This window comes from Streptomyces sp. SID12501, from assembly GCF_010550245.1.
In the GTDB taxonomy this organism is placed as follows: domain Bacteria; phylum Actinomycetota; class Actinomycetes; order Streptomycetales; family Streptomycetaceae; genus Streptomyces.
The window spans coordinates 1-24,687 of sequence record NZ_JAAGLU010000003.1; the positions used below are offsets into that span (position 1 = coordinate 1).

Consider the following 24,687-nt stretch of genomic DNA (forward strand, 5'->3'; position numbering starts at 1 on the left):
GCAACCACGCGGCCATCGCCGCCGCCGCGGCCGTCGCCCTGCTCTTCGTCTCCCGCCGGCTCGGCACGGTCGCCGCAGTGGCCGCCGCCGCGATGGCGGCCTCGCGGGTCTGGGTCGGCGCGCACTACCCCCACGACGTGCTGGCAGGGTGTGTGGTGGGTGTACTCACCGTATTGCTTGCCATGTCCGCCCTGCGCAGGCGCGCGGAGGCCCTCGCTCTGCGGCTCGCGGCGACCCGCCTGCGTCCGCTGATCGCGGTGGAGTCATGAGGCGCAGCGACACCGCCGAACTGGCCGGCAGCTGCGGACTCGGCGCATGGACAGCGTTCGGTGTCCTGACCATGGTCGTGGTGGGCCACGACGGCATACCGCTGTTCACGGACATTGACCTCCTGTCGTGGTCCGTAGGCCACCGACCCGACGTGGCCGTGGCGTTCGCCCGCGGCCTGACCGTCACCGGAACAGGACTCATCCCGTTCACGCTGGCCGCGCTGGCCGGAGTCATCGTCGGGCGCACCCTCCGGCAGCGCGCGCTGGCAGCCGCGCTCTGCCTGGCCTGCCTCGGGGCGGGCCAAGCCCTGCGGTACGCGGTGATGGCGCTCATAGCCCGGCCGCGGCCACCCCTCACGGACTGGAAGACGCATGCCTCGGGATGGGCGTTCCCCTCCGGTCACACCACCACGGCGGCCCTCACCGCAGGACTGCTGATCATCGCCATCTGTGTGCGGAGGCCGCGCGGTAGGGCCCCACTGGTCCTGGTCATCGGAGGCTGGGGCGCGCTGGTCGGTCTGACCCGCGTCTACCTGGGAGTGCACTGGTTCACCGACGTGGTCGGCGGCTGGCTGTTCGCCCTCGGCTGGCTGGGCGTATGTCTGTGCGCCGTGGCCTGCTGGCTGCCCGAACAATGGACCCCCGGGACGACTGACACCGACACAGCACGCGGGACAACAGAAGCGACGGGCACTGCCGAAAGCTGAACGGACCCGGCACGAGAACAGGGGAAGCGCCATGCGTCAGACGATCCTGGTCGTCGAGGACGATCACGCCCTGCGTGATGTGCTGATGCGCGGGCTGCGCGACGAGGACTTCGACACCGTGCCCGCGCCGGACGGCGCCACCGCCCTGCGGCTGGCCAGCGCCGGCATCTCCGCCGCTGTCCTCGACATCGGGCTGCCCGACGCCGACGGGCGGGACGTGTGCCAGGCGATGCGCGCGAACGGATTCCTCTCCCCCGTCATCTTCCTGACCGCCCATCACCGGCTGGCCGACCGGCTGTCCGGGTTCTCCGCCGGGGGCGACGACTACCTGCCCAAGCCGTTCCATCTCGCCGAACTCGCCGCCCGTCTGCGGGCAGCCCTCAAACGGACCGCCCCGCCGCCCGTCGCCACAGCGGGAGACCTGCTCCTGGACGCCGTCCGGCACCTGGTCAGCGTCCGGGGCGTAGGGGTCGATCTGACGCCGACCGAGTTCCGTCTCCTGGCCGCGCTCATGGCGGCCTCCGGCGGTGTCGTGCGCCGCCGCGAGCTGGTCCGGGCGGGCTGGCACGAGGGCGCCCAGGTCCACGACAACACCCTCGACCAGTACCTGACCCGACTGCGCCGCAAACTGCGCGAGGCGGGCAGCGACAGGACGATCGCCACCGCCCGCGGGATCGGCCACCGCCTGTCATGAGCGGCGTCCGCCACCGGCCGCGGCCCACCGTGACCGCCGTCCTCCACCGTCTGGCGCCCCGCACCCTGCGCGGCCGGCTCTCCCTCGTGGCCCTCACCACGGCCGCACTGCTGATGCTGGTCCTCACCGTCGCCTTCAACGCCGTGGCCCAGCGCCGCCTCCAGCACCAGGCGGACGACGAACTGCGCACCCGCGCCGCCGCCGTCGCGACGACCATCGACACCAGCGGCACCAGCGTACGCGTCCTGGAGACCTCCCACGACGACCTCCTCGACACCAACGTGTGGATCTACGCCGGCCGCCGACTGCTGGAAGAGCCACCGAACGCCGGCCCCCTGACCCGCGTCGCCGACGCACTCGCCGGACGCGGCGGACGACGGTGCGTCACCGCCGCCGTCCACGGCCCCCTGCGGCTGTGCTCCCAGCCGGTGCCCGGCGACAGCAGCGAGGCCACGGTGGTCACCGCGCTCGACCTCTCCCCCTACCGCAGTTCGGCCGACACCCTGCTCCTGGGATCGCTCGCCCTGGACACCGTGATGCTCGCCTGCACCTACGCCCTGACCCGCCTGGCGGTCGGCCGTGCGCTGCGCCCCGTCCGCACGATGACCGACCAGGCCATCCAGTGGAGCGCCGTCGCCTCCGAGGAACGCTTCGGCAGCACCGGGCACCCGGCCGAACTCGCCCGCCTCGGCACGTCACTGGACGCCATGCTGGACCGCATCCGCACCCTCCTGCGCCACGAACGGCAGCTCACCGGGGAACTCTCGCACGAACTACGGACACCCCTGAGCCGGATCATCGCCGAACTCGACTGGTGGCACACCCGCCCCCGCACGGACGACCAAACCCGCGCCACCCACCAGGTCATCGCGGACGCCGCCGAGTCCATGCGCGCCATCTGCGACACCCTCCTGGACGACGCCCGCGACGGCACACTCACCACTCCGGACACCGCCGAAGTCCTGCCAACACTGCGTCACCTCACCGAACTCCTGGACGTACCAGGCCACTTGACGCTCACCACCGCCGGCCCGCACCTGCAGGCCGGCGTCCCGCCCGCCCTCCTCGAACGCATCGTCAGCCCACTCCTCGCCAACGCCTGCCGCTACGCCCACTCCAGCATCACCGTCCGCGCGTACCGCACACCCGACGGCGTACGCATCCACGTCACCGACGACGGACCCGGCGTACCGCCCCCGTTCACCTCACGGCTCTTCGAACCCGGCCGACGGGCCGATCCCGGCGACGGACACCACGGAGCGGGCCTGGGACTCCCGCTGGCTCGACGCCTGGCCCGCTCCGCCGGCGGCGAGGTGACGTACGACCCCGGGCACACACCCGGAGCGCGGTTCGTCGTCAGCCTGCCCGCCGGTTGACAGCAGCCTCGCTCGGCGGGAACCGCGCATCACTGCACGCCGCGTCGTGCCGGATGTCCTTGCGAGAGGCGGCCAGATAGCCGACGAAGCCGAGGATGGCCACCGTCCAGGACAGCGTGACCGGCCCCAGACCCAGGCCCAACCCGCCCCGGCTGTGGCCGACGGCCATCCAGTCGGCGACGGACGCACCGAGCGGCCGGGTGATGACGTACGCCACCCAGAAAGCGGTCACCGCGTTCAGACCGCCCCAGCGATGAGCGACAGCCGGAACAGCGATCGCGGCGGCGTACAGAACGGCGGAACCCAGATAACCGAAGCCGATCGTCGCGGTGAGGTCGCCCGCGGCGGTACCCAGCGCGAACGTGGCCAGCACGGCGGCCCAGTAGAAGCTCTCACGGCGCCGGGTGTCGATGCTGTGGATCGACAGGGTGCCTTCGCTGCGGTACCAGAGGGCGAAGACGGCAGCCAGCGCGGCCATGAAGAAGGGGGTCGACAATGTGTACGGCACGCCGAGACCGACATGCAGGACATCGGCGGCCATCGTGCCGAACACACTGACCATGACGATCGCCGTCCAGTAGATCCAGGCCACATACCGGCGGGCGGCGAACTGGACCACCAGGGCGACGACCAGGGCCATGCCACCGAGGCCGACCGCAGGGATCGGGCCGAACAGACGGGCCAGCCAGTCGGAGGCCGTCTCGCCCATGCCGGTCGTCAGCACCTTGATCATCCAGAAGTAGACGGTCACCTCCGGCACCTTGCTCGCCACCTGTCGTGCGTGGCGCGGAGGCCGGTCGTCAGTGAGGTGATCTGTCGTCATGGCAGGCACGATGACATGGCGCCCGACGGTTGCCCCAGCCCCCTTTGCCAGAGTTTTGGCGCTTCCGGTACCCGAGTTTCCCAAGGCCCGCCCGAGCCTGAACACAACCTGAACACAGGGACCGATCGGCTGGTCAGCGGCGCGCGACCGGTGATACCGGCGATCTCCCGACGTTGCCACAACGGCCGAGAAGCAGGAACGCAACACCGACCGCCCGAATGCTCAGTGGGCCGGGCAACCCTGTAGCGGCGTTCGAACTGACTGGGCGGTGATGATGAGCCTTTCGCTCCCCGGGTGCATTCGGCAGGCCGCTCGCGCCCAAGTCACCGTCCGTCCCGGCGTTCGGCCGGTAAGGGCTCACAGATCACTGCTGGCGACGACACCCGACGTTGAACAGCATGAGACAGACCTTCAGCGACCCGTTCCCGCCAGGCCGCCGGTCGCCGGCGTGCCTCCCAGCACAGGTGACCGGTGTGGTGAGAGACCGAGTGCCATGTCCGAGCCGCAGCCGGCATCCGCGTCGAGGTGACAAGGGTCCAAGACGGAAGTGAGACCTGTCAGTACCGGACAGTCCCGACGCCGCCGATCGCCCCATCGGAGACTGGTCCATTCCATCCGTCGTCCCATGGGCAGCAACAGACCCCTGATGGAGTGTCAAGCACGCCTGCCCACCGGTTGTCCACCGGGGCCCTTCGCACGAGCCCACTCCACTCATCCCGAACGAGCAAAAGACCAGGTCAGAGCCTTAGATCGCCTACGCCAACACAGAAGCCGCACCTCTGACCTACGCATTACGATGCATAGACCACACATGCCCGATTAGCCCAGATTCCAAGGTCACCTGAAACACAAAACCCCAGGTCATAGGCCTGACCTGGGGTTCACCATGGAGCCGCCTTCGGGATTCGAACCCGAGACCTACGCATTACGAGACCGTGAGGGATCGTGTTGTCTGGTGCCACGCCATGCTGTCGAGTGACGTTCTGCCTGATCAGATGGCATGCCGCGGGTTGTCCCGTGCCGCCTGGTATGACGTCGTCCAAAGGCATCCGGCCACCGAGCGGCCACCGCGAGCGCCACAGCCGTGAGCACTGCCGCCTCACGTGCCCGCCACACCGATTGTGGCAACCCTCCAAGTCCCAGGGGATTCACGCTGCGGCGTTCGGCCTACGAAACCTGCAGGGAGCGGCATCGGCAGTGACAGCAGCAGTCCGCTCTCGCTTCCTCTTGCGTGGGAATACTCCCGTGACCCTGCGACGGTGTAGTGGGCGCGTGCTCTTCTGCCGCCTCGTCGAGCGTCAGCAGACGCTGAAGGCCGGCGGTCACCACCCGATAGGCGTTACCCAGCTTCAGCACCTTGCACGGATACTCGCCCCGTTTCGCCAGACCGTAGCCGGTGCTCCTCCCGAGCGAAAGAATCCTGTTGGCCGTCCGCAAGCTCACTGTGGGCGGCAAAGCCATCACGTACCTGCGAGTAAGGGCAGCACTCTCAATTGTTCCGGGTTCCTCAGCCACCGCACCCTCCCAACGCCGCCGGGGTGACGTCGAAGCTTCTTCCATCTCCCGGGTTGATATCCAGAGTTACCAACACAAACGAAGAGAATCTCCCCGACCGGCCGATCCACCCATATGAGGTCGAGTAGTGAGCCCGGAGGCCGCTGATGCGGGTCATGAGGTCCCGGGCCCCGGAGGAAAGGCGGGGATCTCATGCAGTCGCGTTTCCGGTGAACTCTGTCGTAACTGCACAGAAGATCGACAACCCGTGTGTCAGGCGATCGTGGCGACGCCGATGCCGATGCCGATGAACAGCCATCCGGTCGTCAGCTCCCAGCGGTGACGGAACCTCGGTCGGGCGAGGAGCGCCCGTAGGCGTGTGGCGACGGCGACCAGGGCGAGCCAGTAGACGATGCCGATGAGGACGTCCAAGGTGCCGAGGAAGAAGATCTGCCGGGTCATCGATCCGTCGCCGTTGACGAACTGCGGCAGGATGCTGATGAAGAACAGTGCCGCTTTGGGGTTGAGCACGTTGGTGAGGAAGCCCTGCGTGAAGCCGGATCGCCACCGGCCTCGGACGGGATCGGCCGTCGCGGGGTCCTCCGGTGCCGGGCCGTCCTCCGGGCCGGCGGGCTTCGCCTGCCCCGCGGACTGCTCACGGGCGGCCCGTCGGGCTGCCAGCACGGTTCGTACCCCGAGGTAGACGAGGTAGGCCGCGCCGAGCAGTTTGATGGCGTCGTAGACCATGGGGGATCGGGCGGCGATCAGCGACAGCCCGGTGGCGGCGGCGAGCATGTGCACGCACAGCCCGGCCTGGGCGCCCAGCCCCGCGGCCCGGCCCTTCGACGGATGTTCGGTCGCGGACCGGAGCACCACGAGGAAGTCCGGCCCGGGCACGAGGTACGCCACCATCACCACACCGAGGAATCCGACGAGGTCGATCGACATCCGCTATCCGTTCGTCAGCCCCGTGGCCGGTCCGCCGCCGGGGGCGGTTGGTCCAAAAGCCTGAGCGCCTGGAGCTGGGACGTCGTGTCCAATGTCAGGCCGCGAAGGTCCGTACGCCTACCACCGAGGCGACGGCCTCGTCGAGTATCCCGAGGCCCTGCTCCAGTTGTCCGTGCGCCACTGTCAGTGGCGGCAGGATTTTGGCCACCTCGTCGTGAGCTCCGGCCGTCTCCAGCAGCAGGCCGTTGCGGTAGGCGGCGTCGCACACCTCGCGGGCCGCTCCCGGACGGTCGAAGGGCAGACCCCATGCCAGGCCGCACCCGCGAGGTGCGGGCAGTCCGTGTCGGCGGGCGGTCTCCGCGAGAGTGCGCCCCACTTGCCCGCCCAGCGCGGTGGTCCTTGTTTCCAGCATGCTGTCGGACCAGAACAGTTCCAGCGCCCGGGCGGCGGTGACGAACGCCGGGTTGTAGCCACGGAAGGTGCCGTTGTGCTCGCCCGGCTTCCACGCGTCGTACTCGGGGCGTATCAGCGTCAGGGCCATGGGCATCCCGTACCCGCTGATGGACTTGGACAAGCAGACGATGTCGGGGACGATCCCGGCCCGCTCGAAGGAGAAGAACGGCCCCGTGCGCCCGCAGCCCATCTGGATGTCGTCCACCACGAGCAGGGTGTCATGCTCCCGGGCCCAGGAAGCCAGAGCGCGCAGCCAGACCGGACGGGCCGGATTGATCCCGCCCTCGCCCTGCACGGTCTCCACCACGACGGCGGCGAGCGGCCCGTCCTGGGCGGCGGTGTCCAGTGCCCGGGTGAGCCGGGCCATCGCCTGGTCGTCGTCCGCGGGGTTGTCGAAGGGTACTGGCACGGTGTGCGGCAGCGGGACGCCGGCACCGGCGCGTTTCATCGGGTTGGAGGTGACCGCCAGCGCCCCGAGCGTCATTCCGTGGAAGCCGCGTTCGAAGTAGGCGACGGTGTGCCGCCCGGTGACCTTCCGGGCGAGCTTGAGGGCGGCCTCGACCGCGTTGGTACCGCCGGGTCCGGGGAACTGGACGCGGTAGTCCAGGCCGCGCGGTGTGAGGATCAGGTCCCTCAACCGCTCCAGGAAGACACGTTTGGCCGTGGTCTGCATGTCGAGCCCGTGTGTGACGCCGTCGCCGGACAGGTACTTGAGCAGTGCTTCTTTCAGCTCGGGCGGGTTGTGTCCGTAGTTGAGGGCGCCGGCGCCGGCGAAGAAGTCGATGAAGGACCGTCCGGACTCGTCCCGCAGCACGGCGCCGTGTGCGGTGGTGAACACGGTGGGCCAGGCCCGGCTGTAGGTGCGGACTTCTGATTCCATGGTGGTGAAAACGCTCATGCTCTTGTCCCTGTCAGACGTGGGTGCGGGTGTGTGTGCGGGGCCTGGCCACGCCGGTGGGGCGGGGGTCAGCCGGTCACGGCGTTCTGCTGATGCCGGTAGAGCACCAGGGCCCGTGCGTCGGGGTCCTGTGCGGTCCACAGGGCACGGCCGATCAGCAGGGTGTGATCGAGGACGGCGGGAGCCTGGTCGAGCCGGCACACCACGGTGGCGGCTGTCCCCGCCAGCACCGGGCAGCCCTCTTCCTGCCGGTGGGGGACGCCCTGGAAGCGCTCCGCCGCAGGCAGCCGGGCGAAACGGTCCATCAGGTCCCGCTGCTGCCAGCTGAGGATGTTGACGGCGAAACGGCCGTGGTCACGGGCGTGCCGCACGGTACGGCCGGCGCTGGCGAGCGAGACCAGTACCGAGGGCGGCTCGGTGGACAACGAGAGCAGGGCGTTGGCGGTGCAGCCGACGGGTCCGTCGGGGCCGGCGGTCGTGATGACGGCGACGCCGGTGGCGAGCTGCGCCATGGTGGCGCAGAACTCCTCACGTCCGGCCAGTTGAGCAGGGGCGGTCGTGGTCGTGGTCGTGGTCGTGGTCACGTCACCGGGTTCCTTTCGGAAGTGGGCCTGCGGCGGGCGCCGGAGGCGGTCTGGTCCGCGGGGCGGGATGCGGTGCCGGGCGCGGCCGGACAGGCGGTGTCCAGGGCGGCGAGTACGGCGTCGCGGTCGGTCTTTCCGTTGAGGTTGAGCGGCAGCGCCGGCAGGCGCAGCAGAGTGCGCGGCACCATGTAGGGGGGCAGCCGCTGCTGCAGTGCCTCCAGCAAGGGCGCCGTATCGGTGGCGTCCCCGGTGTAGACCGCCTGCAGGACGGGCGCGGACCGGTCGGTGCGGGCCACCACGACCGCGTCGACGACGTCGGGGCGCGAGCGCAGCGCCTCTTCGACCTCGCCCAGCTCGACCCGGTAGCCGCTGATCTTGACCTGGCTGTCGAGACGGCCCAGGTGCACCAGATCGTCGCCGTCCCATGTCACCCGGTCCCCGGTGCGGTACCAGTGCGCCTCGGTCAGCTGCCCGCCCGTGTAGGGGGCGAGGCCCTTGCCGGGTTCGCCGGCGGCGAACCGGCCCAGATCGTCGGCCGGGTCCAGGTAGCCGGGGAACCGCTGCGCGCCGCGTACCAGCAGTTCGCCCTCGGCATCGGGGCGCATCTCCCCGTCCGCCACCAGGGTCTCGGCACCTGGGTGGGCCGTGCCGATGGGGACGGTGCCGTTGGCGGTGCGCGGCCAGTCGGCCGGGGCGGCGGGAAGACGGTAGCCGGTGCAGGTGACGGTAAGCTCTGTGGGGCCGTAGAGGTTCTCCAGGCGGGCGCCGGGGGCGGCTGCGGCGAAGGACCGGGCCTGTTGCAGGGTGAGCGGTTCACCCGCGAAGGCCGCGTATCGCAGGGTTGGCATCGAGTTCGGTGCCAGCCGTCGCAGCCGGGCGGCGAGCGAGACCACCGACGGCACGGAGAACCAGTGGGTCAGCCCGTGTCGCGCCACGAACCCTGCCGGGTCCATCAGTTCGTCCCGGGTGGGCACCACGAGGGCCGCGCCGGTGCTCCAGGCCACGAACATGTCGAAGACGGAAGGGTCGAAGGTCAGGTCGAAGGTCTGCGACAGCCGACTCTGCGGCCCGGCTCCGGTCCGCTCGACGGCGTGGTCCAGGTAGGCGTCGGTGTTGGCGTGCTGGATCACCACCCCTTTGGGCCGCCCCGTGGAGCCGGAGGTGAACAGGATGTACGCGGTGTCCTGCGGGCCCGGGCCGGCGAGAGCGCGCAGGTCCGCACCGTCCGCGCGGTCGGTGAGGGCGACCGGAAGGAGCGGTGCGGCCCGGCCCGCCGGACGGGCGTCGCCTGCCGCGTCAGCCAGCACCAGCGCCGCGCCGGCCTGCCGTACGACGGCCTCGTTGCGGCCTGGCGGAGCGGCCGGATTGAGCGGCACCACTGCGGCTCCCAACCGCTGCACAGCCAGGTACGCGGCGTACGTCACGGGTGTCCGATCCGCCAGCAGGGCGACCCGGCGGGGCGGCGGTCCGTCGGCGCACAGCCGGGCGGCCAGTGCCTCGGCGCGGGTGCGCAGCTCCGCGTAGGACAGCGTGGTGTCTCCGGCGGTGAGCGCCGGGCGGTCGGGATGACGGTCGGCCGTGCGGGCGAAGCGGTCCCACAGGGTGAGCGTGGACGTCGGCACCGGAATCACCCTCCCTGCCGCGCGTGCGACCGGGCGGCAGGCCGGGCGGTGGGGACGCCGTAGCCATGAGCCGCGTGCACCGGAGAGGCCGCCGCCTCCAGCTCCGCCAGGGCGGTGAACGCGCCGTCGACCAAGGACGGCCTCGGACGGCCGCGGCGCGCGGAGTTCGCGGCGAACCGGAGCATCCGGGGCAGCTCGCGCCACTTCGCGGTGGTGGCCTCGACGGCCTCCCGCTCCGCTCGGGCGAGCGTGCCGCCCGTCCCGGCCAGCAGGTGGGCGTCGCGGAACAGATGGTGCTGCGCCGCCGCCCAGACGTCCTCCAGCACGCCTCGCGAGCCGTCGCCTTCCAGGTCCGCGGTGAGGAGCCGGGCGGTCTCCTCCAGGGCGGTGGCCCCGGTCGGCCAGGGACCGCCGGGCAACTGCTCCTCGGTGGTCCCCTCCTCCTCGGTCAGCCACTGGTAGGTCTCGTGCGACGGCAGTGCGATCGGGAAGCCGAAGGCCAGGGTGTTGCGGGTGCGGTGCACCTCCGAAAGCCCGCGGGGAAAGGCGAGCACTGCGCTGAACTCGGCCTCGGACAGCTCCCCGGCGAACGGGTCCTGGGAGCCGCCGTTGCTGAACAGGGCTGTGAAGCCGTCCGTCACGTGCCAGTTCCCGTCCGGCGCGCGGCCGTTCACCACGACCAGGTGCGGCGCGTGGCCGTCGGCCGTACCGGACAACCAGGGCAGCGCGCCGCTGTTGGCGACGACCAGGACCCTGCCGCGCTCGGCCAGTTCGGCGGCGATGCCCGTGAGGGCCGTCGCGGCGTCGGGGGCGCCCCGGTATCCGAGCCTGCTACCGCCGGGGAGGTTGTTCAGTGCGCGGTCGTGGTGGGAGAAGCGCCCGGTGGCCGGGTCTACCGCGAGCCGCACGGAGCGGGCCAGCAGGTCGAGGGAGCCGGGGACGCGTGCGGACAGGTAGCCGGCGAGGTTCTCCGTGTAGCAGCTCAGGCCCACGCTGGTGGGCGCGGTGGAATCAGTGCGCATCAGGGGTCCTCCACAAGAAATAGGGGGGATACGGCCGGCCTGTGGCCCCGGGCGGGGCACGGCCGTCGAGGTTCTACGGGGCGTCCGGTCGGTCGCCGGGGGCGTCGGCCGGGTCTTCGGGGCCCGTCTGCGCCGGGCCGAACGCGCAGGCCAGCGCGGCCGTCTCGGTGCCCGCCGCGGCCAGCCAGGCCAGTCGGCGCCAGTGCAGCGGGCCCCAGGTGCCGTCCGGGCCCTCCGGGTCGGCTCGCACCCGCCAGGGCGCGCCCGACAGGCCGGTGCCGCGCGCCTTCACGCACGCCTCCTGCACGGTCCATACCCGGGCGAAGTCGTGGGCGGCGTGGTCGGACTCCATGGACGCCAGCCGCGCCGCCGTCTCCGGCGGACAGCAGCGGCGCAGCATCCCGGCCGACGGCGGCCGGGGTACCTGCACGTCGACACCGATGTCCAGTCCGTCGCCCACGGCGGCCGCCTTGTAGGGACCACTGTGCGAGACGCTCACCCCGGTGTGGGGCGCGCCGGGCAGCCGGGGCCGGCCGGCCGGCTCGGGGACCACCGGCCCGCGGGCGTCCTCCTCATCCATGACCTTGGCGAGGAGCAGCCGCAGCAGCGTCCGGCCGGCCAGGTGCTCGCGGCCCCGCCAGGTCGCCATGTCGGCGGCTGCCCGGTGTTCCTCGGGGCGCAGCCGGTCCAGAGCCGCGGGGGTCGCCAGCACCCGGTCCACCCGGGCCAGGACGAGGGTGACGCCCGGCGCCGGCCTCCACAGGCGGGCGATGGGTTCGTCGGCGGGCGACGGGGCGGTGAGGATGTCAGACAAGGGTCGTCTCCTGGTCCAGCAAGCTGAGCGAGCCGTTGGCCAGAAGCAGCCGGTCGTTGCCGTAGTTCAGCGAGGCGGACCGCAGGTCGCGCAGGGCGCGCTCCAGTGCGAGCGGCTGGTTGCGCAGGTAGCCGTGTCGCAGTCCGACCAGCTCGATCAGTTCCTCCACGGCGGCCGGGCACTGCTCCGAGGCCGTCACCTTCAGGGAGTTGACCAGCAGCTGCCAGGGCGCGCCGCCGCGCTCCTGCTCGGAGAGGGTGCCGTAGACGTCGGCCGTGTGGCTCAGCATGGCCTGCACCGTGTCGATGCGTTGGCGGGCCCGGGACAGGCGGGTCAGCAGCAGCTCACTCTTGAGGTCCCGGCGGCGCCGCTCGTCGGGGCTGCGCAGCAGCCGCAGGGTGCGGGAGAGGGCACCGGCGGCCGTCCCCAGCCAGCAGGCGCTCCAGCCGAGGTGGGCCAGTGGGGCGAAGACGTCGACGGTGACCCGGCGGAAGTCGCCGTGCGCGCCGACGACCTGGTCGTGCGGTATCGCCCCGGTGAAGCGCATCGGCACACTGTGCGTGCCGCGCATGCCCATCGGGTCCCAGCCGCCGAGGACCTGCACGTCCAGCTGGTCGCGTTCGGCGTAGACCAGCGACACCTGTCCGTCGGAGGTGGCCCCGGGGGCCAGGGCGGTGATCAGGTAGGCGTCCGCGTGAGCGCCACCGGTGACGATGGGCGCCATCCGGTCCAGTTCGATCAGGTCGCCCTCACGCCGGGTACCGGTCTGTGAGCTGAGCAGGTGCCCGCCCTTGCCGGCCTCGGTGGTGACCGAGCCCAGGTACAGATCGCCCCGGGCCACCCCCGGCAGCACCCGCTCGCGCAGTTCCTCGGAGGCGTGGTGGACCAGCGCGGCGACCTGCTGGCCGTGCATGGCGAACACCATGGCCGCCGACATGTCCTGCCGGGCGATCGCCTGGGAGACGGCCAGCAGGTCGGGGACAGTGCCGTCCAGGCCCCCGTAACGGGCCGGGACCAGCAGGCCCAGGAGGCCCGAGGTCCGCATCGCGGTCAGGCCCTCCAGCGGGAAGGCCGCCTTCTCGTCGCTCTCGGCCGCGTGCCGCTCGACCGTGTCGAGGACAGGCGCGAGGCGCTGGGCCAGTGCGGGGTCGAGGGACCTCACCGGGTGTCCGTCTCAGTGGCGGAGCGGGCGGTTTCCATGGCCGCCCACAGGGCGCCGGCGGTCTCGAAGTTGGTGTCCGAGAGCTGGTCGTCGGGGAGGGCCACCCCGCAGTTGTCCTCCAGGTCGAAGACGAGGTCGATGGCCTGCATGGAGTTGAGTCCCAGGTCGCGCAGCCGGTCCTCGGGCTGCAGTTCCTGGTCGGGGGTGAGGTAGCGCAGGTGGGGGCGGAGGGTGTCGACGAAGGCCTGGTTCATGGTGGTTCTCCTCAGGACAGGTGGGTCGGACGGTGTGCGTGGTGGTGCGTCAGGTCCTCGGACGGTGCCGAGGGGTCGTGCGGGCGCTCACCCGGCGGCGGCGCGCCGGACGAAGGTCAGCCGGTCGCTGCGCAGCACCCGGTCCCCGTCGGTGACGACTTCGAGCGGGGCCGGGTGGCCGAGGAAGAGCACGAGGCTGGCGTGCAGTCCGTAGGCGCCGGTGTTCGGTACGGAGAGCAGGTCACCGGGAGCGACGGCGGGCAGCGGGTGCGACCTTGCCCAGGTGTCGAGCGGGGTGCACAGCGGGCCGCAGATCATGGCGGGGCCCGGCGGTTCGGCGATGCCCGCCGAAGCGCCGTCCCCGGCCCCGGTGTCTTCTGCCTCGGCGCCGTCCGGCCGGACCACGTCGGGATGGAGCGGCGGCACCCGCCGCAGTCCGGCCATGCCGCCGAGGTGGTTGATGCCTGTGTCCAGGACGACGACCCGCTGCCCGTGCGAGTCCTTCACGTCCAGTACCCGGGTCAGCAACTGTCCGCAGGTGGCCGTCAGGTAGCGGCCGGACTCGAAGGCCACCGTGGGGGCGTTCTGCCGCCAGCCGGGCAGCGCCTCGTCCAGTTCGCCCGCCAGCCGATCGGCCAGCCCCGGATAGGCGGGCAGCTCTCCGGCACGGGCGTAGGGGGCTCCGAAGCCGCCACCGAGGTCGATGGTGTGCAGCGGCACCCCGAGCGCCTTTCGCAGGGTGCGCGCCACGGCGATCGCTTCGCTGAAGGAGTCGCCGAGTGCCTGTTCGTCGGCGATGTTGGTGGCCAGGTAGAGGTGCAGACCATCGATACGGGCGTGCTCGCCGCCGGTGTACCACTCGGGGTGCGCGGCGATGTCCTCGGCGTCCGCGCCGAACGCGGAGGGGTCCCCGGTCATCCGTAGTCCGGCTCCCCGGCTGCCGCCCCCGGGGTTGACGCGCAGCAGATAGGTGACGCGTACGCCGTACCGGGCGGCGGCGCGGTCGAGTTGGCCGACGCCGTGCACGGAGTCCACAGCGAAGTCGCGCACCCCGCCCTTGAGCGCTCCGTCCAGGTCCTCGTCGCGCTTTCCGGGGCCGGTGTACAGGATGTCGTGGGCCGGTACGCCGGCCTCCAGGGCCGCGTCCAGTTCGCCGGGCGAGGTGACTTCGGCCCGGCAGCCGAGGCCGTGCAGCGCGGAGATGATCGCCGGGTGCGGGTTGGCCTTGAGCGAGTAGTACAGCTCGCTCGGCTCCGGCAGACAGGACCGCAGCCGGGCGTGTGCGGAGCGCACCGCGGCCAGGTCGTAGACGTACGCCGGGGTCGGTACGGGCGGTATGGGCGCGGCGGACGGCCGAGGAACGGGGACACGTACGGCAGGCCCGGTAGGGGGCGCGGTGTCAGTCACGGCCGGCCTCAGCGAGCTGCCCGGCCAGTACGGCCTTCGCGGTCTTGCCGTTGGCGTTGACCGGCAGCGCGTCGACGCGGTGGCACACGCGGGGCACTTTGAAGTCCTCCAGGTGCTCACGCAGCCGGGGCAGGACGGTGACGGGATCGGCGGTGCCGGTGACCACCAGAACAGCCTCGGGCCGAGAGCTGTCGGGCGTCAGGACAGCGGCGGTTTCCACGTCGGGCAGCCGACGGGCGGCGGCCTCGACCTCGATGGCGCTGACCCGGAAGCCGTCCTGCTTGTAGACGTCGTCGCGGCGGCCGGCGAAGTACAGCCGCCCCTCCTCGTCGGTCCATCCGTAGTCGCCGGTGCGCAACTCGGGGAAGAGGCCGTCGCGCCGGGGGAAACGTGCGGCGTTGAGCTCGGGGCGCCGCCAGTATCCGGCCATCACGTGCGGTCCACGCACGGTGATCTCACCGACCTCTCCGGCGGGCTGCCGTTCACCCGCCTCGTCGATCACGAAGACCTCGGTGCCGGTGAGCGGAAGCCCACAGCTGCCCGGGCGGATCAGGTCCTCGTCCGGCTCGGCGATGGTGAGCCGCTTGCACTCGGTGAGCCCGAACATCAGCTGCACGCGCAGGCCGGGCAGCACCTCACGCAGTCCGTGCGGGATGTCGGCAGGCAGCGCGGCACCGGTGTTGGTGAGCAGGCGCAGCGGCGGACGCTCTCCGCCGCGTCGTCGTAACAGCCGCAGCAGAGCGGAGGAGACCGGCGGAACGGCCGGCAGTACGGTCGCCCGGCTGCGCACCAGGTTGGCCAGGAGCGCCGGACCGGACTCGGCGGCCGACCCGAGCCACACATGGCTGCCGGCGAGCGCGGAGAGGAACACCTGGTAGAGGCCGTAGTCGAAGGAGAGCGGCAGCGGGCAGTAGACGACGTCGTCCGCCCGGTAGCCGAGCCGCTCGGCGATGGCGTGGAGGGCGAACATCATCTGCTGGTGGGTGCAGACCACGGCCTTCGGCATCGCGGTGGTGCCGGAGGTGTAGATCAGGCAGGCCGGGTCGACGGAGAGCGGCCCGTCGGCGACGTCCACCTTGTCCAGGCGACCGTTCCCGCTCCTGGTGTCGGGCGCCGGCCCGGTCGGCGGCGCCGCGTCCAGGTCTTCGGGGGCGGTCACGGCTACGCCTGCCTCACGCAGGACATCCCGGGTGGCGGCCGACGCGGCCACCGCGAGAGCCGGTTCGCAGTCGGCCAGCACGTGGCGCAGCACATCGCCGCGCACCTGGTCGTGCAGGACGGAGAAGACCACGCCGAGCCGGGAGGCCCCGAACAGAAGCGGCACCAGTGCCGGGCCGCTGTCGCTGGTCACCACCAGCCGGTCGCCGCGGCGCAGTCCGCGGCTGCGCAGCGCCGCCGCGTAACGGTGGCTGGCCCGGACGAGTTCGGCGCGGCTGAGGGTGAGGTCCCCGCACGTGACTGCCGGGGCGTCGGGGCCGGCGATGGGGGCGTCGAGGAGCCCGTGCAGCACGGTGGCTTGCGGGCGGATGCTCATGACCGGGCCACCTTTGTCCCCCCGGCGGTGCGCAGGACGAGGCCGACCAGGCCGTCGATGCGGCGCAGGACGGCCGGTTCCAGGTCTGCGGGGGCGAACTCGACGTCGTAGGCGTTCTCCAGCCGCTCCACCGTCTCCACCATCTGGAAGGAGGCGAAGCCGTCCAGTTCGCTCAGGTCATCGGTGGCGGCGACCAGCGCGGGATCGGCGTCCAGGACGTCGGCGACGGTGCTCACCACCGTTTCGCGTACCTGCGCGGGTTCGTACGGCATGGTGTCTCCTGGTCCGGTGTGCAGGGCGTCGGCAGCGCCCTGGGCGTCCGCGCGAAGCAGTTCGGCGAATGTGGAGTGAATCTGCGGGGGCACGGGGCGCCCGCGCTGCGCCCGGCGCGCGGCCAGATAGCACTGGCCGGCCAAGGCGTCCCACGCATCGGCCTGGTCGTGAGCAAAGCGCGCGCGAGCGGAACCGGGCATGTGATGGGCCGCCCACGCGGCGTGCAGTCGGCGGGAACGGTGCAGCAGCCAGCTCTCCAACAGCAGCGTCGTGCAGGCCTCCTGCTGGTCCGGGTGGTCGCGGAAGGCTGCGGCGTAACGCTCCGGGGCGTCGCCCGCCAGCAGCCGGACCGCCTCCCGCGCGTTGTCCGCCAAAATCACCTCCACCGGCTGGTGGGCGGGGAGCGTGGGCCGTACCGCCACCGGCAGGCTGGGCGAGCCGTCGAAAAGAGCGGCTGCCTCCGCTCGTTCGAAGGCGCACACCACCGGCTCCGCCCGGCCATAGGGCGTCTCGTTGTCGTAGGCATCCACCGCCTCGACGCCGGCTCCACCGTCCACGGCTCGCAGCAGCACGCTGTGGTCCATGTGCTGGTGACCGTGGTACGGCAGCCAGGGCATGCAGTACGCGTCGCCGACGACGTACAGCGGACTGCCGTCCTTGGGCAGCAGGTCCATCAGCGCCCGGCCCTCTGCCACCGGCCGCCCGGCGTCCAGGGCGAGCCCGAGGGGACGGCCCATCCGTTCGATCTGGTCGGCCGGGGGCTGCTCGACGGTGGGCAGACGCCCGCCGCCGGGACAGTGCGGAGCGAATCGGAGCCGGGCGCCGAGCTCGAGATGGGTGCCGGGCCCGTGTGCCGTGTCGGCCAGGACGGCCGCGTTGACCTGGACGCAGTCCAGTGCCGTGGTGTCGATCCCCCGGACGGCCTCGGCCGGCGAACTGGTGGGAACGGCGGATCCGGAGGCGGACGCGGTGGCGGGTGTCGGCATCGTCGTGCTCACGCGGCACGTCCTTCGGACCCGGCCGTGGTCATCACGATGTCGACCAGGTCGCCAACCGTGTAGACGCCGGCGAGTCGATCGTCGGAGATGGTGATGTCGAAGGACTCCTCGATGTCCTCCAGTACGTGAACTATCACCAGTGAGTCCATCCGCAGGTCCTGTTCCAATCGGGTGTCGGGCGCCAGGCCGGACGGGCCGGCGGGGAGATGTTCGGTGCGGGCCCGGATCAGCGGGGTGAGGCGGTGCAGGATGTCGTTCGTAGTCATGGGTGGACTGTCTCCTCCGCGTACGGGAGCGGGACGGGCAAAGGACAGGGCAGAGGCATGGCCGCTGCCGTGCACCGGACGAGGGGTGAACGGCGGGGCCGCACGGTCGCGGCCGTGCGGCCGGGCACGCAGCAGAGAAGGCCGCTTCAGGCCCGGCGGCTACGGCGAGCCGGCGCGCTGGGTGACTTCGGGGGCCCCTTGGGTATCCCCAGAGCTGAAGAAAACGGTGCCGGTAACGGGCAGGCCGCAGAGTGCCGCCGCCGGGCGGAACAGCCCGACTTGTCAGTGTTCCGGCAGCGCAGAAATAAGGCGGGTGATTACCGGTTCCTCAGGAAACAGACCGCATCACAACAGCGGAAGGGAGGTCCGGCGGAAACGCGCTCCGTGAAAATAACCTCCGTCGGGGCGGTCTCCTCATGAACGTCACTCGTTTCTTTGAATCATCTTTCCGTCGCAACTGACATAACGGGTTCAGAAAATTTGTGGTTGAAGGTCGGGTAGCCCCGATCTTCGCCCCCATGTCCGACGACCAGGAAGTGTCTGAAAAGAACCTATGGCCGGATAATTTTCGTTTATGCTCAATTTTTCCCGCAAACTGGGAACCGCTTGCCACCCTCAGCCCCGCAGCGCATCAAAAACCGCTGATGAGGCTCTTTCCGCACGGTCAGTGAGTCTCTCGACCAGAGGTGCCGAGCCAACTTCCAGAGCATGATCGAGACGGTGAATTCTCTACAGAATCAGCCACAGGAGGCCCTGGCTGCCCGCTCAAAACCACGTCGCCAGGTCCGCATTGAAAAAATCTGGCCGACACTGGCGCGGTTCCGCCATACCGTGCTAGACAGATTTAATCGCATTATCCGGACTGGCGGAAAAACCCTCCCCGGCAACCCTTGATATGCGTTCTCACGATTGCCCGAACCTCCGCGTCGCCCGCTCCCCTCGGGCCGCCTCCGCCCCTTCACCGCGGACGCCGATATGAAGATCACCAAAAGCTTCGCCACGGCAGGCGTGCACAATCTCCTCGCAGAATTCATCGCAGCTTCGTCCGAGATGCTGAAAGGCCTATATGAGTGACCTCGACGCCCACCGCATCACCCTGCGCTCGCCCCGCCCGGCAGACGCGCCGGCGGTCTGGAAACTCGTGCGCGACTCCGACATTCTGGACACCAACAGCCTCTATTACTACAACCTCTGGTTCCGCGACTTCGCCGACACCTCCATCGTCGCGGCCACCTCGGACGAGCAGATCGTCGGCTTCGTCACCGCTTACGTGCGACCGGACCTGCCGGACACCCTCATGGCCTGGCAATCGGCCGTCGACCCCGGCCAGCACGCACCCGGCCTCGCCGTACGGATGATGCACGAGCTCGCCGATCGCGCCGCCCAACGGGGAGCGACCTGCCTCGAGACCACCATCAACCCCGGCAACCGCGCCGTCGCCCTCATGCTGCGGCGCTTCGCCCACGAACGCGGGCTCGACATCCACACCGAAGTCCTGTTCGCCGCCGAGAACTTTCCCGGCGACGGGACGCACACCCACGCCCCGGAGGTGCTCTACCGAATGACCCCGGCCGTGCCGGCCCCGGCACGCCCCGGCACCGCCGCCGTGGCTGCGCGATGAGCGGCGCGCCCCTCCACATCAGCGTGGACCACGGACTCGCCACGGTCACCATCGTCGGCAGCGGTAAGGGGAACGCGCTCGGCGGCACGTTCTGGGACGACCTACGGGACTTCATGGAGACCGTCCGTGCCCGTGACGACATCCGTGCCGTCGCCCTCGTCGGAGAGGGCGACACCTTCTCCGTCGGCATGGACCTGCGCTGGTACGTCGTACGTCTGCGGCGCGCTGAGCGCTCCGGGACCCCTACCTTCATGGACGACGACGTACGGCGCCTCCAGCACGCGGTGACCACTGTCGCGGACTGCCCCAAGCCGGTCATCGCCCTCATCAACGGCGAGTGCACCGGGGCCGCTCTGGAACTGGTCAGCGCCTGCGACATCCGCTACGCCACCAGGCGCGCCCGGTTCTCTCTGCCCGAGGCCGAGTTGGGAGTCGTCGCCGACCTCGGCGGTCTGCAGCGACTTCCCCTGGTAATCAACCAAGGGCACCTGCGCGAGCTGGCCTTCACCGGCAAAACCATCGACGCCCAACGCGCCGCGCGCATCGGCCTGGTCAACGACGTGTACGCCGGCTCCGCGGCCCTGCACGACGCGGCCCGCACCCTCATCGGCGACCTGAGCCGGCACCCCGCGCACGTCCTGGAGGGCATCAAACGAGTCCTCGGGGAGACCCACCAGGAAGGAATTCGGCGCGGACTCGGCCAGTGCGCGCACTGGAACAGCACACACACCGGGGCCGACGGACTCCGCCACGCCATGACCGCCCGACTCGACGCGATGGCGCCCTGACCGACCTCCAGTCGGCCGCACAGGCCTCCCGCCGCACGAAGCCACCCACGAGGAGAGACCTCATGCACTCGCCCGTACCGGAGCGGCCCCGGCCGCGCCCCGCGCTCGTCCGCGGCCTCGCGCTGCGCTTCGTGCTGGTGATCGGCGACCCACGGCTCGCCCACGCCATGCACGTGTCCTGCGTGGACGAGACGATCGACGTCCAATACCCCGAGAGTCACATCAGCTGCCGCCTCCGGCGACTGCCGTCCACCGGCCGTCTGCTGTGCTCCTTCAGCGCCACCCATCTGGCTCCCGACGGCTCGGCGGAGGAGCACCATCACGTGGACCTCGCGCTGGAGGGCACCCCCGGATCCGTGACCCAGCGCGAGGCCGTCCTCGACCACATCCACGCTTTCCATTGCGCCGCCGCAGCCTCCCGCGTCCGGATCGCCACCCGCGTGTTGCGGCGCGACCGTCTCCTGCGCCGACCCCACGATCACTTGTTCCTGGCCGCGTCCTGAGAGGCAGTTGTGTCCGGGCACCTGCGGGGGGGCAAGAGGAAGCCTGCGTCGGTTCAGCACTCGCCGACGAGGAGGTCCAGCTTGCGCAACCTGTTGGCCCGGTGGTCCTCACGGGCTGGTGCGGGGTTGTCCTGAGCCGGTAGGTGCAGTGGGCCGTGTGTCAACGAGGGCGGGAGGTTCAGGTCTTGTTCGAGGACTTTGAGACCAGGCGGGTTCAGGTCGACGAAGCATCGATTTTCGTTCGCCACGGTGGGGAAGGGCCGCCGGTGGTGCTGCTGCACGGCCACCCCCGGACGTCCGCGACCTGGCATCGCGTCGCCCCACTCCTCGTCCGGCGCGGTTTCACCGTGGTCTGTCCCGATCTACGGGGATACGGCCGGTCCACCGGCCCTGCGCCTGCCGCGGACCACGCCGGGTACTCCAAGCGGGCCGTCGCCGGTGACATGGTCGAGGTGATGCGCTCCCTCGGCCATACCCGGTTCGCACTCGCCGGGCACGACCGCGGAGGCAGTGTCGCCCTGCGTCTCGCGCTCGATCATCCCGACGCGGTCTCGCGAGTGGCGCTGATCGACTGTCTGCCCCTCACCGAGCACCTGTCCCGCATCACGACCGAGTTCGCCACGAAGTGGTGGCACTGGTTCTTCTTCGCCCAGCCGGACATCCCCGAGCGAGTCATCAACGCCGACCCGGACAACTGGTACCGCGGTGATCCCCAGAGCATGGGACAGGACAATTACGACGAGTGGCGCGCGGCCACGAGGAACCCCGACGTGGTGCGGGCAATGCTGGAGGACTACCGGGCCGGCCTCACAGTCGACCGGCGGCACGAGGAGGACGATCGCGCCGCCGGGGTGCGGATCCGGTGCCCGGCACTGATCCTCTGGTCGCTCCGGGACGACCTCGAGGACCTGTACGGGAACCCGGTGAAGATCTGGCGTCAGTGGGCACCGGACGTACGGGGCCACGGCATCGACTCCGGGCACCACGTAGCCGAAGAGGCTCCAGAAGCGCTCACGTCCTCCCTTGCGGGCTTCTTCACCGGACGGTCCGAGTAAGAAACCTCTGGGCCGCTTCCCGCAGAACAACGTAGGGAAGTGCTCAGCGCACGAGCTCTACGCAGCGGGCCGCGATGATCATCTAGCGCTGTCAAGTATCTCTACGAATCAACGAGTTAATGCCCTTTCGGGCAAGTTGGTCATTTATGGGCGAGATCCACGCGGCCATACCGTGCAGGCATTGATCGTCCACGGCAGGCAGGAGGGGCGGCGGTGCCCCTCCCGGACCCGACAGAACGGGTGGGAAGACCTGTCGCCCGCCACGGCTTCGACTTCCGCGGGCATCCCCGGCGGGCGGCCACCAAGTACCGACGGCGGCCGGACGGCCGTCACCTTCACCGGCGTTGGCCTCGACCGCTTCGCCCTCGCGGCCCGGGCCATCGGCCGCCGCGGACCGCTTCCGCCCTCAGCGCCCCCTGAGCAACAAGTCGACGGTTCAGAAAGCCGGGCGACTCCTGCCCACACCTGCTCATCAGAAGGCACACCACCCCATCCCGGTCCACTGGAGAGGCGCATCTGCGCGGGCTTGATTGTCGAGATCGCACAACCCTCACTCCGGTCGCTCCGACCAAATACAAGGCCGACAGGGATGCCTCCGCACGCTCGCTGCACACTTGGCCACCAGGCCGAACCGAGCAGACAGGGGCAGACCCGCCGAGTGGCACATAAGACCAGGTCACAGCCCCATAGCGCTTACTGGCTACGCCCCGCCAACATAAGACCTACGCATTGCGATGCGTAGACCGCGCATGCCCGATTTTGTCGGCGGCGGGTGAATCACCCGTCGCCGACAGATTTGCCGTGATCCGAAGGTGACGAGCAACAAGAAACCCCAGGTCACGGCGAGTGAGTCCTGGGGTTCCTCAGAGCCGCCTTCGGGATTCGAACCCGAGACCTACGCATTACGAGTTGTCCGATCTTGGTCCGGGGGTGTCCATGGACGTCCGCGATTCGGCTTGCGCTGCTGGTCGGAGCGCTTGCCGGACGTTGGCGGACAATCGCGAACGCCCCCGGATTGAGCGGCATCTGAGACCGCAATTGAGACCACGGTCAGAGCCGCGCCCCGTATCACCGGACGCCCTCCCCCGGCATCGAACCGACCCCGGGCACGAGTCGGCTCGTAAAGCCACGGGACGCGAGACGCTCGTACGCGCCAACCACGTCCGCCGGTACATCCAGCTCGATCATGAACCCCTGCGCGGGGTAGATCAGTAGCCGTTGCAGCGACCCGACAAGCATGTCTACGACAAGGCGCGCATCCTGGATGGAGTCGACGTAGTCCGGGAGCGTCATGGGAGTTGACGCGCTGACGAACTCGACTCCCGGCCAGAGCTTCCGGGCCGTAGCGTATGCCCGGCGCTCCTCGTACGGCTTGCTGACGAGCAGCACAGACGAGACGTCGATCCCGCGCTCTTCGAGCAGCGCGCGCGACAGCGTGATGTTCTGACCGGTGTTGCGAGCGTGCGGCTCAACAAGGATGACGTCAGCCGGTACGCCCAGCTCAAGGGCGCGGTCCCGGTAGTGCTCGGCTTCGCCGCGCGGCATGCGACCCTCGGTGGTTCGGCTGGTTGCTCCGGTGAAGACGATCAGGGGCACCATTCCGCGCCGGTACAGGTCGACCGTGGTGTCGGCGACTCCCAGGTCATGACTACCGAGACCGATGCCGACCGAGCAGGGACGCGGTTCGTGTCCCATCTGCTGGTAGTCCCACAGGAGTTGGGTGTCCTGCCAGTCTTGTACGGAGATCACGCAGACCCTTCCTTGTCACTACCGTTGTCGTTGGCGGAGTCGGGCACCTTGAACTCGTATTCCCACGCGAAGCGTGAGGCCGCGTGAACACCGACCGCGAACTCAACCACCGTGCCATCCGCCGTGTACGTGGTCCGGTGAAGTTCGACCACGGGTTCCCCCATTGGGAGCTGTAGAAGCTTCGTCTCGTCTGCGGTCGGGATGCGAGCGTGCAGTGCCTCCTTCATGTGGTCGATCTCGTATCCGGCGTCATACAGCACCCGGTATCCGCCCCCACGGCCGGCGGGCCCCGGGGTCGGGTCGACGATCCGCGTTCCTTCGACGTGTTCCGGCCGGTAGTAGCTGGTCAGAGTGTGCGTTGGCTGCGTGCCTTCCTTCACCAGGCGGGCGCGCGCGTACACGTCGGAGCCGAGGGGGACACCAAGCCCCTCAGCCACTAGGCCGCTCGCCTGGACGCGGCTCACGGACTGCGTCTGCTCGTTGCGCTTGTAGGCGCGCCCCGACGCCACACGGTCCGCGATGAACGCGACTTCGTCCCCGTCGCGCCATTTCACCTTGTCGTACCGCGCGATACCGAGCCGCTTGAGTCGGGTACGCGGGCGCACCACGGTGCCGTGCCCGCGCGATGAGGTCACAAGTCCTTCCGCCTCAAGCGCCTTGTACGCCTGATGCACGGTGGACTTGGAGCCTTCCCCGGCCTCGACCTGGTCTCTGATCTGCGGCAATGCCTTGCCGGGTTGGATCTCACCGCTCCTGATCTGCTCCGCGATCCGGTCTGCCAGCTCACGCCACTTCGGTGCCATGCAGGGGACTCCTCTCGATGCCTCTCAGTGAAGCACAGTCCCAGGACTGTTGACAGTCCTGGGACTGCGATGCATAGTCATCTCAGGTGGTTCGCAGTCCCAGGACAGCGGATCGGAGAGGCCTTCTTTGGGCTGCTTCAAACGCCGTGCTGGTTCGGGATAGCTCGCTTCCATATGGGGCCCTGAGCTGGTCGTTCCTTGAGAACTGAACAGTGATCGTGCGGGGCTGACGCGAGAGCGGCGGTCACGGAAGGTGCCTAGGGCGAGAGCCCGGGGGCAAACCGCCGTGATGAACGCAGCTCTCCCCCTATGCGCCTGGCAGGCGCCATCCGGTGACGGGTGTGGGGAGGTACAGCGGGCTCCAACGCACGTGGCGGGATGAGAAGACCGCCCCCGAGACGACCGGGTGACGTCGTCGGCGGCACGCCACCTTGCACCGTTCGTTTCGTGCAAGCCGCCCTGCTGAGCGTCACAGCAGCCACGCTGACGCACCCGAATTCACCGGCTCGGGACCGGTCCGCCCCTCAAGGGCCGACCGGTGAAGCCGTTTCCCCTTCTCTCTGAGGGAGG

General features: G+C 70.1%; 25 protein-coding genes. 9 read left to right on the plus strand and 16 right to left on the minus strand.

Annotated features, from left to right (window positions below):
• The 4 genes from G3I71_RS03450 to G3I71_RS03465 all read left to right on the plus strand — a co-directional run.
• The coding region (locus G3I71_RS03450; protein WP_164312415.1) for a phosphatase PAP2 family protein at positions 1-269 on the plus strand (269 nt) is incomplete at its 5' end.
• Complete coding sequence (locus G3I71_RS03455; RefSeq protein WP_164312416.1) at positions 266-976, plus strand: phosphatase PAP2 family protein; 711 nt, start codon at positions 266-268, stop codon at positions 974-976. The genes G3I71_RS03450 and G3I71_RS03455, both read left to right, overlap by 4 nt.
• Positions 977-1,007: 31 nt before the next feature.
• Positions 1,008-1,670: a response regulator transcription factor gene (locus tag G3I71_RS03460; RefSeq protein WP_164312417.1), complete on the plus strand. Its 663-nt coding sequence runs from the start codon at positions 1,008-1,010 to the stop codon at positions 1,668-1,670.
• Complete coding sequence (locus G3I71_RS03465) at positions 1,667-3,046, plus strand: HAMP domain-containing sensor histidine kinase (protein WP_164312418.1); 1,380 nt, start codon at positions 1,667-1,669, stop codon at positions 3,044-3,046. The genes G3I71_RS03460 and G3I71_RS03465 overlap by 4 nt, the downstream gene beginning before the upstream one ends.
• On the opposite strand, the gene G3I71_RS03470 is transcribed toward G3I71_RS03465, so the two are convergent.
• From G3I71_RS03470 to G3I71_RS03535, 14 genes are all read right to left on the minus strand, one after another.
• The gene (locus G3I71_RS03470; protein WP_164312419.1) at positions 3,027-3,869 is read right to left on the minus strand and encodes a hypothetical protein; all 843 of its coding nucleotides are present in this window, start codon (positions 3,867-3,869) and stop codon (positions 3,027-3,029) included. The two genes, G3I71_RS03465 and G3I71_RS03470, sit on opposite strands and share 20 nt — an antisense overlap.
• 1,167 nt (positions 3,870-5,036) lie before the next feature.
• On the minus strand, positions 5,037-5,330 hold the full coding sequence (locus G3I71_RS50825) for a hypothetical protein (RefSeq protein ID WP_239148896.1): 294 nt from the start codon (positions 5,328-5,330) through the stop codon (positions 5,037-5,039).
• 306 nt (positions 5,331-5,636) lie between these two features.
• Positions 5,637-6,311 carry a LysE family translocator gene (locus G3I71_RS03480; RefSeq protein ID WP_164312420.1) on the minus strand — a complete coding sequence of 225 codons (675 nt, stop codon included), beginning with the start codon at positions 6,309-6,311 and terminating at the stop codon, positions 5,637-5,639.
• A gap of 94 nt (positions 6,312-6,405) precedes the next feature.
• Positions 6,406-7,662, minus strand: a complete 1,257-nt coding sequence (locus tag G3I71_RS03485; RefSeq protein WP_164312421.1) for an aspartate aminotransferase family protein — start codon at positions 7,660-7,662, stop codon at positions 6,406-6,408.
• A gap of 68 nt (positions 7,663-7,730) precedes the next feature.
• Complete coding sequence (locus G3I71_RS03490) at positions 7,731-8,246, minus strand: flavin reductase family protein (RefSeq protein ID WP_203729269.1); 516 nt, start codon at positions 8,244-8,246, stop codon at positions 7,731-7,733.
• Complete coding sequence (locus tag G3I71_RS03495; protein ID WP_343242835.1) at positions 8,243-9,868, minus strand: amino acid adenylation domain-containing protein; 1,626 nt, start codon at positions 9,866-9,868, stop codon at positions 8,243-8,245. The genes G3I71_RS03490 and G3I71_RS03495 overlap by 4 nt, the downstream gene beginning before the upstream one ends.
• A 5-nt stretch (positions 9,869-9,873) precedes the next feature.
• Positions 9,874-10,890 carry a hypothetical protein gene (locus G3I71_RS03500; protein ID WP_164312423.1) on the minus strand — a complete coding sequence of 339 codons (1,017 nt, stop codon included), beginning with the start codon at positions 10,888-10,890 and terminating at the stop codon, positions 9,874-9,876.
• 73 nt (positions 10,891-10,963) lie between these two features.
• Positions 10,964-11,704, minus strand: coding sequence for a 4'-phosphopantetheinyl transferase superfamily protein (locus G3I71_RS03505; protein WP_164312424.1), 741 nt, complete (start codon positions 11,702-11,704; stop codon positions 10,964-10,966).
• Positions 11,697-12,866, minus strand: a complete 1,170-nt coding sequence (locus tag G3I71_RS03510) for an acyl-CoA dehydrogenase family protein (protein WP_164312425.1) — start codon at positions 12,864-12,866, stop codon at positions 11,697-11,699. The genes G3I71_RS03505 and G3I71_RS03510 overlap by 8 nt, the downstream gene beginning before the upstream one ends.
• The gene (locus G3I71_RS03515; RefSeq protein ID WP_164312426.1) at positions 12,863-13,120 is read right to left on the minus strand and encodes an acyl carrier protein; all 258 of its coding nucleotides are present in this window, start codon (positions 13,118-13,120) and stop codon (positions 12,863-12,865) included. Before G3I71_RS03515 ends, G3I71_RS03510 begins: the two co-directional genes overlap by 4 nt.
• An 87-nt stretch (positions 13,121-13,207) precedes the next feature.
• A complete protein-coding gene (locus G3I71_RS03520; protein ID WP_343242836.1) occupies positions 13,208-14,527 on the minus strand; it encodes a type III PLP-dependent enzyme in 1,320 nt (439 codons plus the stop codon).
• Positions 14,520-16,061, minus strand: a complete 1,542-nt coding sequence (locus G3I71_RS03525) for a class I adenylate-forming enzyme family protein (protein WP_164312427.1) — start codon at positions 16,059-16,061, stop codon at positions 14,520-14,522. The genes G3I71_RS03520 and G3I71_RS03525 overlap by 8 nt, the downstream gene beginning before the upstream one ends.
• Positions 16,058-17,332 (minus strand): acyl carrier protein, encoded by a 1,275-nt coding sequence (locus G3I71_RS52575; RefSeq protein ID WP_164312428.1) that lies wholly within the window; start codon positions 17,330-17,332, stop codon positions 16,058-16,060. The genes G3I71_RS03525 and G3I71_RS52575 overlap by 4 nt, the downstream gene beginning before the upstream one ends.
• Positions 17,329-17,598, minus strand: a complete 270-nt coding sequence (locus tag G3I71_RS03535) for an acyl carrier protein (RefSeq protein ID WP_164312429.1) — start codon at positions 17,596-17,598, stop codon at positions 17,329-17,331. The genes G3I71_RS52575 and G3I71_RS03535 overlap by 4 nt, the downstream gene beginning before the upstream one ends.
• 518 nt (positions 17,599-18,116) lie before the next feature.
• On the opposite strand from G3I71_RS03535, the gene G3I71_RS03540 reads away from it, so the two are divergent.
• From G3I71_RS03540 to G3I71_RS03560, 5 genes are all read left to right on the plus strand, one after another.
• Positions 18,117-18,269 (plus strand): hypothetical protein, encoded by a 153-nt coding sequence (locus G3I71_RS03540; RefSeq protein ID WP_164312430.1) that lies wholly within the window; start codon positions 18,117-18,119, stop codon positions 18,267-18,269.
• A gap of 395 nt (positions 18,270-18,664) precedes the next feature.
• Positions 18,665-19,219: a diaminobutyrate acetyltransferase gene (ectA, locus tag G3I71_RS03545; protein ID WP_164312431.1), complete on the plus strand. Its 555-nt coding sequence runs from the start codon at positions 18,665-18,667 to the stop codon at positions 19,217-19,219.
• Complete coding sequence (locus tag G3I71_RS03550; RefSeq protein ID WP_164312432.1) at positions 19,216-20,007, plus strand: enoyl-CoA hydratase-related protein; 792 nt, start codon at positions 19,216-19,218, stop codon at positions 20,005-20,007. Before ectA ends, G3I71_RS03550 begins: the two co-directional genes overlap by 4 nt.
• A gap of 62 nt (positions 20,008-20,069) precedes the next feature.
• Positions 20,070-20,510, plus strand: coding sequence for a hypothetical protein (locus tag G3I71_RS03555; RefSeq protein ID WP_164312433.1), 441 nt, complete (start codon positions 20,070-20,072; stop codon positions 20,508-20,510).
• A 185-nt stretch (positions 20,511-20,695) separates the two neighbouring features.
• Positions 20,696-21,565, plus strand: a complete 870-nt coding sequence (locus G3I71_RS03560) for an alpha/beta fold hydrolase (RefSeq protein WP_164312434.1) — start codon at positions 20,696-20,698, stop codon at positions 21,563-21,565.
• 1,068 nt (positions 21,566-22,633) lie between these two features.
• Here G3I71_RS03560 and G3I71_RS03565 read toward each other — a convergent pair.
• Positions 22,634-23,314, minus strand: coding sequence for a YdcF family protein (locus G3I71_RS03565; protein ID WP_164312435.1), 681 nt, complete (start codon positions 23,312-23,314; stop codon positions 22,634-22,636).
• Positions 23,311-24,117, minus strand: coding sequence for a GntR family transcriptional regulator (locus tag G3I71_RS03570; RefSeq protein ID WP_164312436.1), 807 nt, complete (start codon positions 24,115-24,117; stop codon positions 23,311-23,313). Before G3I71_RS03570 ends, G3I71_RS03565 begins: the two co-directional genes overlap by 4 nt.
• Between the last annotated feature and the right edge of the window lie 570 nt (positions 24,118-24,687).

Excerpts from the sequence above, each read along its gene's own strand:
- G3I71_RS03455 (WP_164312416.1), top strand. The coding sequence starts at position 266 with ATGAGGCGCAGCGACACCGCCGAACTGGCCGGCAGCTGCGGACTCGGC.
- G3I71_RS03460 (WP_164312417.1), top strand. The coding sequence starts at position 1,008 with ATGCGTCAGACGATCCTGGTCGTCGAGGACGATCACGCCCTGCGTGAT.
- G3I71_RS03465 (WP_164312418.1), top strand. The coding sequence starts at position 1,667 with ATGAGCGGCGTCCGCCACCGGCCGCGGCCCACCGTGACCGCCGTCCTC.
- G3I71_RS03470 (WP_164312419.1), bottom strand. The coding sequence starts at position 3,869 with ATGACGACAGATCACCTCACTGACGACCGGCCTCCGCGCCACGCACGA.
- G3I71_RS50825 (WP_239148896.1), bottom strand. The coding sequence starts at position 5,330 with ATGGCTTTGCCGCCCACAGTGAGCTTGCGGACGGCCAACAGGATTCTT.
- G3I71_RS03480 (WP_164312420.1), bottom strand. The coding sequence starts at position 6,311 with ATGTCGATCGACCTCGTCGGATTCCTCGGTGTGGTGATGGTGGCGTAC.
- G3I71_RS03485 (WP_164312421.1), bottom strand. The coding sequence starts at position 7,662 with ATGAGCGTTTTCACCACCATGGAATCAGAAGTCCGCACCTACAGCCGG.
- G3I71_RS03500 (WP_164312423.1), bottom strand. The coding sequence starts at position 10,890 with ATGCGCACTGATTCCACCGCGCCCACCAGCGTGGGCCTGAGCTGCTAC.
- G3I71_RS03515 (WP_164312426.1), bottom strand. The coding sequence starts at position 13,120 with ATGAACCAGGCCTTCGTCGACACCCTCCGCCCCCACCTGCGCTACCTC.
- G3I71_RS03525 (WP_164312427.1), bottom strand. The coding sequence starts at position 16,061 with ATGAGCATCCGCCCGCAAGCCACCGTGCTGCACGGGCTCCTCGACGCC.
- G3I71_RS03535 (WP_164312429.1), bottom strand. The coding sequence starts at position 17,598 with ATGACTACGAACGACATCCTGCACCGCCTCACCCCGCTGATCCGGGCC.
- G3I71_RS03540 (WP_164312430.1), top strand. The coding sequence starts at position 18,117 with ATGTCCGACGACCAGGAAGTGTCTGAAAAGAACCTATGGCCGGATAAT.
- ectA (WP_164312431.1), top strand. The coding sequence starts at position 18,665 with ATGAGTGACCTCGACGCCCACCGCATCACCCTGCGCTCGCCCCGCCCG.
- G3I71_RS03550 (WP_164312432.1), top strand. The coding sequence starts at position 19,216 with ATGAGCGGCGCGCCCCTCCACATCAGCGTGGACCACGGACTCGCCACG.
- G3I71_RS03555 (WP_164312433.1), top strand. The coding sequence starts at position 20,070 with ATGCACTCGCCCGTACCGGAGCGGCCCCGGCCGCGCCCCGCGCTCGTC.
- G3I71_RS03570 (WP_164312436.1), bottom strand. The coding sequence starts at position 24,117 with ATGGCACCGAAGTGGCGTGAGCTGGCAGACCGGATCGCGGAGCAGATC.